The organism is Kutzneria sp. NPDC051319 (assembly GCF_040682195.1).
GTDB lineage: Bacteria > Actinomycetota > Actinomycetes > Mycobacteriales > Pseudonocardiaceae > Kutzneria.
The window spans coordinates 46,167-53,048 of record NZ_JBFBAM010000050.1; the positions used below are offsets into that span (position 1 = coordinate 46,167).

Below are 6,882 nucleotides of genomic sequence, written 5' to 3' on the forward strand. Positions count from 1 at the left end.
GCCCGTGTCCCGCAAGGCCCTGCTCCTCGCCGCGGCACTGGTGGTCGCGCTGGCGTCGGTCGCTCAGGCCGACGACGTCGTGACCCACCACGAGTTCCAGGCCGACTGCACGATCACCCACCACCAGCCGGACGATCCCATCGTCTTCCCGAACCAGCCGGGGGCGTCGCACGACCACACGTTCCTGGGCAACACCACGACCAACGCGGCGACCACCCTGAACTCGCTGCTGGCCGCCGGCACCGGGGCCACCACGTGCCTGGCGCCCGACGACCTGTCCGCGTACTGGTTCCCCACGCTGTACAACGGAAACCAGCCGATCCTGTCCACCTGGTCGCAGGTCGTCTACTACAAGTCCGGGATCCTGGACTACACCAAGGTCCAGCCCTTCCCGCAGGGACTGAAGTTCGTGGTCGGCGACATGATGGCCACCCAGGACCAGTTCCAGCACGCGCCCGGCGCCATCGAGGGCTGGGAGTGCGGCGACAGCTTCCACAACTGGGACTTCCCGTCCTACTGCACTGACGGCACCCAGGCCAACATCCGTTACCAGGCCCCGAGTTGCTGGGACGGCGTGCACCTGGACTCGGCGGATCACAAGAGCCACATGGCCTATCCGGACCGGGTCACGCTGACCTGCCCGGCCGACCACCCGGTGCCGGTGCCGATGCTGGAGTTCAAGATCGCGTTCCCGGTCAGCGGCGACATGTCGCAGGTGCACCTGGCCAGCGGCCGCGGCTACTCCTGGCACTACGACTTCTTCAACGCCTGGGACCCGCCCACGCTGGCCGCGCTGGTCAAGCACTGTATCAACGGCGGCCTCCAGTGCGACTCGCGGGGCTTCGACCTGTACAAGCCCGACCGCGGCGCCGCCCTGGGCCCGGACTACCGCCTGCCCGGCCGCTAGTCAAGGGCCTGATGCTGGGAAAGGACCATTCCTCTCGTTCAACGCGAGGAATGGTCCTTTCACACAGGTCGGGTGCTTGTCCGGTTCGAGCCAGAATCGGGGGTGGGGGTGGCCGGACGGTGGGAGCGCTGTCACCCTGCGAAGGGTGATCAGGCTCCTGCCGCTTCTCCTGATCGTCCTGGCGCTGCCGCCGGTTCCGGCCGCGGCGGCGACGACGGTGTGCGCCACGTCCTGCGACACCCTCGACCCGTCGAGGGCCCAGCGGGAGACGTTTCCCCTGCCGGACAAGAACATCAACGGCCGCAAGGTCCAGCTGCACGTGTCGGAGCCGGACGGGATGGCCTGGGCCAGCATCGATCTGGGCACGACGGGCGACTCGGTGTGGCTGGACCGGTCCTGGGACGGCGGCCGGACGTGGGAGGGGCTGCTGGGCAAGGCCGCCATACCGAGCAGCTGGACCGGCACCAGAACGCTGATGTACAACGTCTACGACCCGGTGGGGCATCGCCGCGGCGTGATCAGGGCCTGCGGCGACGCGAACGGGGTGGCCTGCACGGATTGGCTGTACCCCAACGTTTGCGACAAAGCCTGTGATGGCAGCAGCCAACAGAACGGTGACGTGCAGCCGGTCGCGCCGACGACGATCTACGGCCGCACGGTCCGCCTGCACACCGATGCCAACGACATGGCGTGGGCGACGATCGAGAACAACGGGCCCGGCGACGAGGTCTGGCTGGACCGCAGCTGGAACGAAGGCGCGAGCTGGCCGGACGGATCGTCGCTCGGACGCACGACATCGGGCCGTACCGCGATGTTCGCCACGCGGGATCCCAGAGCCAAGCTGTACGGCGGTGTTGTACGGGCTTGTGGACGGGAAGCCAGTCACACCAACGGAAGCTGCACGGCATGGGCTCGCCCGGCGCCGACACGGGCCGGGGCGGCGGCCGATGCGCTGATGTACTCCTACGACGCCTACCAGGCGTGGTGGCCCAGCAGCTGGTGGAACTCGGCGGCCACGCTGACGGCGTTGATCGACTACGCCCGGCAGGCCGGAAACCACGACTACGACTGGGTTGTCGGGCGCACCTTCGACGTGAACAAGGGCGTGTTCCCGGCCGGCGTCAAATCGAGTGACCCGATCGAGGGCGACTTCATCAGCCGGGCGATCGACGACTCGGCATGGTGGGGCCTGGCCTGGATCGCCGCCTACGACTACACCCACGACTCCCGTTACCTGACCGAGGCGACGACAATTGCCAACTACGTCAACGGTTTCTGGGACACCGGGACGTGCGGAGGCGGCGTCTGGTGGAACCGCGAGCGGACGTACAAGAACGCCGTGACGAGCGGCCTCTATCTGAGGCTGGCCGCCGCGCTGCACGTGGACACGCCCGGCGACACGGTCTGGGGCCAGCGGGCCGTGACAGCAGGGAACTGGTACCTGGGCAGCGGCCTGATCAACGGGAACAACCAGGTCAACGACGGCCTGACCGCCGACTGCCGCAACAATGGACAGACCGTCTGGACGTACAACCAAGGCCTGGCCATCGGCGGCTTCGACGAGCTCTACCGCGCCACCGGTGACCGGCGTTGGCTGGATGCGGCGACGCGCCTGGGCAACGCCGTCGGTCCGGGTGTGCTGACCGAGTCATGCGAGCCGAACTGCGACGACAACCAGAAGCAGTTCAAGGGAATCCTCGTCCGCTACCTGGCCGAGGTCGGCTACCAGCCGTACCTGCAAACCCAGGCGAACTCCTTGTGGGCCAACGATCGCGACCCGCTCAACCACCTCGGCCTGCGCTGGGCCGGCGGCGCCCCGAACGCCGTCGACTGGCGCACGCAGGCCAGCGCGCTGGAGGCCCTCACCGCGACGCCGAATCCAGCAGGAGGTTGACCAGCGAGATCACATTGTCGGTCTCCGGCTCGTGCCCGCCGAGCAGATGGCTGTACATGAACGAGTCGCCGATGCGGACGATCGCCTGTGCCAGCACGCCCGTCGGCACCGCGAAGCACACGCCGGACTCGACCAACAGCTTGGCGAACAGCGTGGTCGCGCGCTGCTCGACCAGGCCGGGGGCGAGCACGATCCGGTGAACAGCAGCGGGTCACGCTCGATGAACGCCCGCAACGGCTCGGCGCCGATCACGGCGTACATGAAGCGCTCGAAGACCACCCGCACGCGATCGAGGCCCTCGGCGCAGACGCCGTCGAGGCAGCGCCGGAAGGTGTGTTCGGTCTGTTCGGCCAGCACCATGCCGACGAGCTCATCGTGGTTGCCGATGCGCCGGTAGAGCGTGGCGCGGCTGAGCCCGAGGTCGGCGGCTCCGCCGCGCCGGAGCGGTGCCCAAGGCGGAGCCGCTCGTGCTGGTCGAGGGCGGCGCGCACTTCCTCAGCCTCACCGACCCGGACGCGGTCAACCCGCCGCTACGCGAATTCCTTTCGGCCAACATCTGATTCGGCCGAACGGACGCGTACGTCTGCCCGTTCATGGACCTGATTTGTCCGCCGGCACGACCGTTTGTGATGCTGCGACCGTGATTCGAGGGCGCAAGCGGCTCTGGCGGGTGGTGCTGCCCGTGCTGTGCCTGGCGCTGGTCGCCGGCGGGGTCGTCACCTATCGCGCGCTCAGCGCGCCGGCCGGGGCGACCTACATCGACATCGCCGACGCCAACCCGGCACCGACGCCGGTGGCGTACACCTCGACCGGCTCGCCCGGCAGTTGGCACGTCGACTGCGGGCGCAACCAGGAGCGGATGTACAACTCCGACAATCTGGTCGCCCAACCCGGTGTCGTCGGCGGCGCCCACCACGTGCACGACTACGTGGGCAACAAGTCGACCAACGCGCTGTCCACCGACGACAGCCTGGCCGCGGGCGAGACCACGTGCCAGTTCGGCGACAAGTCCACCTACTACTGGCCCGTGCTGATGCTGCCGTCGGCGTTGACGCAGATGGACGGCATGGACGGCATGTCCATGAACCACAGCACCATCGCCGTGCCGACCTCGGTGCTGGTCGAATACCGCGGCAGCCCGGTCAGCAGTGTCATCGCCATGCCCCGATTCCTGCGTGGCACCACGGGAAACCCGCATGGCACCACCGAAGGCCTCGCCAACACCGAACACGTGCAGTGGACCTGCTCCGGGGCGCGGGACCGGATCACCAAGGACTATCCGCAGTGCGGCTCCGGGCAGCAGACCATTCGCGTGTTCGACTTCCCGAACTGTTGGAACGGCACCAGCACCGACAGCGCCGACCACCGCGGGCACCTGGTGTTCCCGGAGCCCGGCGGCGGCTGCCGGGTCGGCACCTTCCCGGTGCCGGAGCTGCACATCGAGGTGGCCTACACGCTGGCGCCCGGCCTGCACTACGCGATCGACGCCTTCCCGGAGGAGCACTACAGCTCCGTGACCGATCACGCGATGTTCGTCGACGCCATGCCGGATTCGCTGATGGCCACGGTCGTGGCCTGCATCAACTCGGGCCGGCACTGCTGATCTACTTGCCCGGAAGCGGGGGAGTCTGGCCGCCGGTCGGGCTGACCGCGAACCACGTGCCCTTCACGCCCTGGCCGTTGATGTCGCCGGGCGCCTTGTCGCCGGAGAAGTAGTACACCGGCTGGCCGTTGACCGTGACCTGGCAGGTGCCCTCGGTCCGTTCGACGTAACCGATCGCCTGCGGGTCGACACCGGTCGGGTAGATCTTGCCGGGCGAGGCGATCAGCAGCGGCGGCCACGTCTTCGCACACGCGCCGTAACACGTGGGCTTCTTGTTGCCGTCATTGGTGAACATGTACAGCGTCATGCCGTTGCCATCGGTCAGGAACGTGCCGATCTGCTCGGACGTGGTCGCCCTGACCTCGATGTCGTTGGCGTTCTGCTGCATCGGCTGCTCGGGCGCGCCGCTGAGGATCTGCACCAGTTTCTGCGTCTTGGCCACCGTCGGCGGTGGGACCGCGGGTGGGTTCGGCAGCGTCACCACCTTCTCAACCGGCTTGATGTCCACGGCCTGCGGCGTGCCCTGCACACCACACGCGGTCATCGTGATCATGGCCGTGACCAGGAGGGACGAGGAGAGGATCAGCTTGCTCAGCCGCATGGCTCTGCACTCCGTGAGTCGTCGGGTGGGGTTGCCGCAAACACGGTCGGGCGACTCGGGTGGTTCAAGGCGAAATTCCGTTGAACCCGTTCGGCGGTTCGCTCGTGTGTCACGTAGGCCGGGCCCGCGCGGTGTGCAGGGCGTCGCACGGACCCGGCCGCCCTCCACTGTGGACGGTGTGTCCGATCGGGCAGCCGTCGGCGGTTGGAGTCGCCCCGCGGTCGGCCGACCGTGCCGGGTGGCCGTGTTTCTCGATGAGCCCGATCGGGATTTCCGGTCGGTGCACGGGGGTGACACGGAAGGTGGTGCTGATGGCAGGGCTGAGCAGGCGCGCCCGCCACGACGTGGCCGACGAGGCGTTGCTGCGTTCGCTGTACCGCGAGCACGGCGGGGCCATGGTGGCGTACGCGTATCGGCTGACCGGGGACCGCGCCGCGGCGGAGGACGTCGTGCAGGAGGCGTTGGTGCGGGCCTGGCAGCATCCCGACAGCCTGGTCAACGGCAAGGGGTCCGTTCGCGGCTGGCTCTTGACCGTGGTGCGCAATCTCGTGACGGACAAGGCTCGCGCCCGCGCCTCCCGGCCGCAGGAAGTCGCCGAGCCGCCCGTCGACGTCGCCGTCTCCCGCGACCACGCCGAAGGCGTCGTCAACACCATGATCGTCGGCGCCGCGCTGGGCCGGCTGTCCGCCGAACACCGTGACGTCCTGGAGCAGATCTACCTGCTCGGCGGCACGGCCAGCGAGGCCGCCCAGGCGTTGGGCATTCCGCTCGGGACCGTGAAGTCCCGGTGCTACCACGCACTTCGCGCGCTGCGCGGATTTCTCCCTGGGGTCGAAGCGGGATTGGAACGGTCGGTGTCATGAAAAACCCTGATGTGGAGCGCTACCTCGCCGGCACCCTGGACGAGGATCGATCGTTGCTGCTGGAGCGGCACCTCCAGACGTGCCTGCAGTGCAGCGACGAGGTCGCCGAGTTCCATGAGTTCCAGCGCATCGTCGACACCGTGCTGAACGGTCCCCCGCCCGATGGCGACCTGGTGCTGCAGCGGGCCCTTCGTCAGATCCGCACCGAGTCCGCCGCCAAACGCCGTCGTCGCGGCGCCTTCCTGGCGTCCGCCGCCGCCGTTGTCGTCGGTGTCGCCCTCACCACCGGTGTGGCCGTCGGACGATCCGGTGATTCCGTCGGGCCCGTTCGCGCTCAGGCCACCGATGCCGGCACCGGCGCCGCGTTGGCCGTGTCCTTCGCCGAGACCTCCGGGTGGTCGCACATCTCCGCCGCCGTGAGTGGGGTTCCCGTCGGGACCCAGTGCGAGTTGGTGCTGGTGGGTCGGGACGGGCGGCAGACCATCGCCGCCGGGTGGAAGGTCACCGCCGGGGAGTCCACCGTGGACGCCAGCGCGTTGGTCGATCCCGCGGACATCGCCTCCGTTCGGTTGGAGAACGCCGCCGGCAAGCAGTTCGTGTCGGTTCGGCTGTAGTTCAGGGCCTTCTCGGGGCCGCCACCTTATCTTGGGTGGCGGCCTTGTGTCGTTGCCCTTCCGCCGTTGTCCACAGAGCCCGCGCTCCGTCGCCGGTTGTCCACAGGCCGGGCGTTCGAAGATCAACTTCGCGTTTCCGCTGGTAGGCTGGAGCGGGGATGGCCCCCTTGGGTTGGGTGGGCCATGTGGTGGGCGGGGCATGTGGTGGGGCGGGGTTAGTGGTGGGCCGACGTGCGCGGCGTCGGCGTGCAGGGCGGGCGCGGTGGGGGCGTGGGTGGTGTTGTGCGGCTGATGTGGCCGGACGATCGTTGCCTCGTTGCCTCGTTGCCTCGTTGCCTCGTTGCCTCGTTGCCTCGTTGCCTCGTTGCCTCGTTGCCTCGTTGCCTCGTTGCCTCGTTGC

General features: G+C 68.6%; 7 protein-coding genes. 5 read left to right on the forward strand and 2 right to left on the reverse strand.

All coding sequences use genetic code 11. From position 1 onward, the window contains the following. Nucleotides 1-4: 4 nt before the first annotated feature. Both AB0M73_RS34745 and AB0M73_RS34750 read left to right on the forward strand, forming a co-directional pair. A complete protein-coding gene (locus tag AB0M73_RS34745) occupies nucleotides 5-907 on the forward strand; it encodes a DUF1996 domain-containing protein (RefSeq protein WP_363899928.1) in 903 nt (300 codons plus the stop codon). 145 nt (nucleotides 908-1,052) lie between these two features. Beyond that, complete coding sequence (locus AB0M73_RS34750; protein ID WP_363899931.1) at nucleotides 1,053-2,801, forward strand: glycoside hydrolase family 76 protein; 1,749 nt, start codon at nucleotides 1,053-1,055, stop codon at nucleotides 2,799-2,801. On the opposite strand, the gene AB0M73_RS34755 is transcribed toward AB0M73_RS34750, so the two are convergent. Beyond that, nucleotides 2,770-2,991, reverse strand: coding sequence for a QsdR family transcriptional regulator (locus tag AB0M73_RS34755; RefSeq protein ID WP_363899934.1), 222 nt, complete (start codon nucleotides 2,989-2,991; stop codon nucleotides 2,770-2,772). The genes AB0M73_RS34750 and AB0M73_RS34755 overlap by 32 nt on opposite strands. Nucleotides 2,992-3,441: 450 nt before the next feature. Between AB0M73_RS34755 and AB0M73_RS34760 the strand changes: the two genes are divergently transcribed. Further along, entirely contained in the window at nucleotides 3,442-4,404 is a 963-nt protein-coding gene (locus AB0M73_RS34760; protein ID WP_363899937.1) for a DUF1996 domain-containing protein, read from the forward strand. Between the two features lies 1 nt (nucleotide 4,405). On the opposite strand, the gene AB0M73_RS34765 is transcribed toward AB0M73_RS34760, so the two are convergent. Continuing rightward, the gene (locus AB0M73_RS34765; protein ID WP_363899940.1) at nucleotides 4,406-5,005 is read right to left on the reverse strand and encodes a hypothetical protein; all 600 of its coding nucleotides are present in this window, start codon (nucleotides 5,003-5,005) and stop codon (nucleotides 4,406-4,408) included. A 311-nt stretch (nucleotides 5,006-5,316) separates the two neighbouring features. Between AB0M73_RS34765 and AB0M73_RS34770 the strand changes: the two genes are divergently transcribed. Both AB0M73_RS34770 and AB0M73_RS34775 read left to right on the forward strand, forming a co-directional pair. Beyond that, a complete protein-coding gene (locus AB0M73_RS34770; RefSeq protein WP_363899943.1) occupies nucleotides 5,317-5,868 on the forward strand; it encodes a sigma-70 family RNA polymerase sigma factor in 552 nt (183 codons plus the stop codon). Further along, complete coding sequence (locus tag AB0M73_RS34775) at nucleotides 5,865-6,482, forward strand: hypothetical protein (protein ID WP_063753552.1); 618 nt, start codon at nucleotides 5,865-5,867, stop codon at nucleotides 6,480-6,482. Before AB0M73_RS34770 ends, AB0M73_RS34775 begins: the two co-directional genes overlap by 4 nt. Nucleotides 6,483-6,882: the final 400 nt, after the last annotated feature.

Excerpts from the sequence above, each read along its gene's own strand:
- AB0M73_RS34765 (WP_363899940.1), bottom strand. The coding sequence starts at position 5,005 with ATGCGGCTGAGCAAGCTGATCCTCTCCTCGTCCCTCCTGGTCACGGCC.
- AB0M73_RS34770 (WP_363899943.1), top strand. The coding sequence starts at position 5,317 with ATGGCAGGGCTGAGCAGGCGCGCCCGCCACGACGTGGCCGACGAGGCG.
- AB0M73_RS34775 (WP_063753552.1), top strand. The coding sequence starts at position 5,865 with ATGAAAAACCCTGATGTGGAGCGCTACCTCGCCGGCACCCTGGACGAG.